General features: G+C 39.0%; 5 protein-coding genes and 1 pseudogene. All 6 read left to right on the top strand.

Annotation, left to right across the window (positions count from 1 at the left end):
* The first annotated feature begins 13 nt into the window (after window positions 1-13).
* Complete coding sequence (locus tag ACFIKR_RS08530; RefSeq protein WP_375635681.1) at window positions 14-394, top strand: hypothetical protein; 381 nt, start codon at window positions 14-16, stop codon at window positions 392-394.
* Window positions 395-507: 113 nt separating this feature from the next.
* A complete protein-coding gene (locus tag ACFIKR_RS08525; RefSeq protein WP_375647880.1) occupies window positions 508-1,059 on the top strand; it encodes a hypothetical protein in 552 nt (183 codons plus the stop codon).
* An 8-nt stretch (window positions 1,060-1,067) separates the two neighbouring features.
* On the top strand, window positions 1,068-1,529 hold the full coding sequence (locus ACFIKR_RS08520) for a hypothetical protein (protein WP_375647879.1): 462 nt from the start codon (window positions 1,068-1,070) through the stop codon (window positions 1,527-1,529).
* 5 nt (window positions 1,530-1,534) lie between these two features.
* Window positions 1,535-2,017, top strand: a complete 483-nt coding sequence (locus ACFIKR_RS08515; RefSeq protein ID WP_375647878.1) for a hypothetical protein — start codon at window positions 1,535-1,537, stop codon at window positions 2,015-2,017.
* Between the two features lie 82 nt (window positions 2,018-2,099).
* Entirely contained in the window at window positions 2,100-2,927 is an 828-nt protein-coding gene (locus ACFIKR_RS08510; RefSeq protein ID WP_375635684.1) for a RecT family recombinase, read from the top strand.
* 1 nt (window position 2,928) lies between these two features.
* Window positions 2,929-3,078 (top strand): annotated as a pseudogene (locus ACFIKR_RS08505) (exonuclease); the annotation flags it as partial.

The raw sequence follows: 3,078 nt of genomic DNA, 5'->3' as shown, positions 1-3,078 counted from the left end.
TATGGAGGCATTTGTGACAAAACCAGTGTTTATAAAATCTGATGAAATTCTCTTAGTGATGTGCGAAAATGAAGAGCAAAATCTCGCTAAATATGGAACTTTCTTCGAAGAAAAGGACATTATCAATTTTATCGACCAAGCCGATAATGCTGTCCAAATTTTGCGTATTGAACCAACGACTAATCGTTGCGAAGACATCTCTGAAGATATTGCCGAATTCTATCTTAAAGAATGTGAAGAGCAGTGTTTCAACGGAAACATTCCTCACGACTTTGTTACGCATAGTTCAGCATACGGTTTTTTTTTAGATGATATAAAACAGCGCGAATATGATGATGCAATGTATGGTTCTTACGAAAAACAACACCGTTTGCGTCCTTGTGATGTGCTTTAAAAGCTAAAGGCGTTTTTAAAAGACGCCTCCTTTTCAAAAAATTCACCACACAATGCAATGCCGTTCTTTTGCAAGAACGACAAAGGCAGAGTCTAACTTAAAGGAGTAAAATAATGGAAAAAAAATACGAATTTACTGATGAAACAATCGAAGTTGGGGGCAAAACTCTCCACCGCATTCGCGCATTACGAGACTTTAGAAACGTCGAGAAAGGTGATTTAGGAGGCTATATCGAGAAAGAAGACAACCTATCGCATCGTGGTAATTGCTGGATTGGGGATTATGCAAAAGTCTATGGTTATGCCAAGGTTTTTGGTGATGCCTTGGTTTACGAAAATGCACAAGTTTACGGTTATGCACATGTTTACAACAATTCTCGTATTTATGGCAAAGCAGAAGTTTGCGATGAACCATGCATTTACGGTGATGCAGAAGTTTACGGTGATGCATATATTTGCGGTGAACCGCACGTTTTTGATAATGCAGAAGTTTATGGCAATGCACAAGTTTACGAAAAGGCATACATTTATGATAGGGCGCGTGTTTACGGCAATGCAGAAGTTTCCGGTGATGCGCATGTTTACGGTCATGCAAAAATTTACGGTGAAGCATGTGTATGTTGGGACGACTGGATTGATGGCGATAAAAGAATCTCAACTAGGTAACAAACCAGATGAAAAAATACGAATTTACTGATGAAAAAATTGTGTTTGATGGAAGAACTCTTCACCGAATTAGAGCATTAAGAGACTTTGGATATGTCAAAAAAGGTGACATAGGCGGTTTTATAGAAAAAGAGAGCAACTTAAGCCATAAGAGAGACTGTTGGATTTTTGGCAATGCACAAGTTTACGGTAATGCCAAAGTTTATGATGATGCGCGGGTTTATGGGAATGCACGCGTTTATGGCAATGCACAAGTTTCTGATTATGCCGAAGTTGGTGGTGCTTATGTTGGAGATAATGCCAAGGTTTTTGACTATGCGCGGATTTATGGGAATTCTGTTATAGGGGAAAGTGTACACGTTTACGGAAATGCTAAAATTTACAATCAAGCATATATTTGCTGTCGTGTAAACATTGCTGGAAATTGTAAAATTAGTGGCTCCACCGTAATCGAAGAACGTGAGAAATAGTAATCATGGAAAAGAAATATGAACTTACTGATGAAATAGACATTCTCTATCGTCGACTAGTTCGTCGCATCCGTGCACTGAGAAACTTTGGAAACATCAAGAAAGGTGACCTAGGCGGTTATATAGAGCATGAAGGTAACCTCTCTCATGAGGGCGATTGTTGGGTTGGGGATAGGGCAAAGGTTTGCAATAATGCTCAAATTTATGAGAATGCACAAGTATTTGGACGAGCACGTATCTCATGTAATGCACGTATTTATGGAAATGCTAATGTTTTTGGAAACGCTTGTGTTGAATCCAATGCACATATTTTCGATAATGCGCAAGTTTACGGAATAGCCGAAATTCACGGCAATGCCAAAATTTGTGAAAAAGCTCATATTGGTGGTGAAGCTGTTGTGTGTGGTAACACATGTATTTCAGGCAACACACATATTAGTTATAGTAGAAAAGCCGAACATATCCCTAGGAAAAGACAGAGCGTATAAGCACTTTCTAACAACCAACCAGCCTTTTAACAGATGCGTGATTCACGCCACGGGTGAATTGCGCGCAATGTAGGAAATCAAGATGACAAATTCTACTTTTTTAAAAGAAATGGCAGAAAAATATGGATTTTCTGCTGAAGAATTTCGAGCCACAATCATAAAAACTTGTATTGGAGATAAAAATGCTAGTGTCATCACTGATGCAGAATTTGCCGTTTTTCTTTTTGTTGCCAATACTTATGGACTTAACCCTTTAACAAAAGAAATCTATGCACTCCCTAAAAAAGGCGGCGGCATCATACCCGTTGTTTCTATCGACGGTTGGATAAAGATCATCAAATCAAATCCTGACTTTGATGGCATGACCTTTCAAGATCAACTCAATGAGGATGGGAATATCATTGCTATCAAATGTGCTATTCGTCTCAAAGGCATTAAAGACCCTATCGAAGTCACCGAATATCGCAAAGAATGCGAACAAGCCCACAGTGAACCTTGGAAAAAATACCCCGCACGTATGTTGCGCCATAAAGCCACTATACAATGTGCTCGCTATGCTTTCGGGCTTTCCGGTATTTATGAAGAAGATGAAGCCGCACGTATCCATGAAGCAAACCATAACGTACAAACGAAGTTAGTTTCTTATGACGTGCTTACGCAAATCAAACAATTAATAAACATCACTCAAACAGAAGAAGAAAAAGTGCTTGAGTATGGACGAGTCCAAAAGCTTGAAGATCTTCCTGATGAAAGAGCACAAAGGATTTTGGATGTTTTGCAAAAGAGACAGCATGAAAAAGAACAATCTTTCCTACAACAAAAGCAAATAGAAGCGCCTATACAAGATGCCGAATATATTCACGTCCAAGATATAGAATATGCACCACAAGAACAAAGAACGGTGGTGTGAGATGGAACAAAGAACAGCAGAATGGTTCCAAGCACGCTTGGGTAAAGTCACCGCATCTAATGTTTACAACATTATCAGTAAGACAGCAAAAGGATTGCCTACAAGCAAATATGAAGACTACAAAATCAAACTCATAACAGAGCGCTTAACA

The sequence above is a fragment of the Bartonella sp. MR30HLJHH genome (assembly GCF_042194195.1).
GTDB classification, from domain to species: Bacteria; Pseudomonadota; Alphaproteobacteria; order Rhizobiales; family Rhizobiaceae; genus Bartonella; species Bartonella grahamii.
The sequence above is the reverse complement of the archived record's forward strand: the minus strand, read 5'-3'. Positions and strand labels throughout refer to the sequence as shown.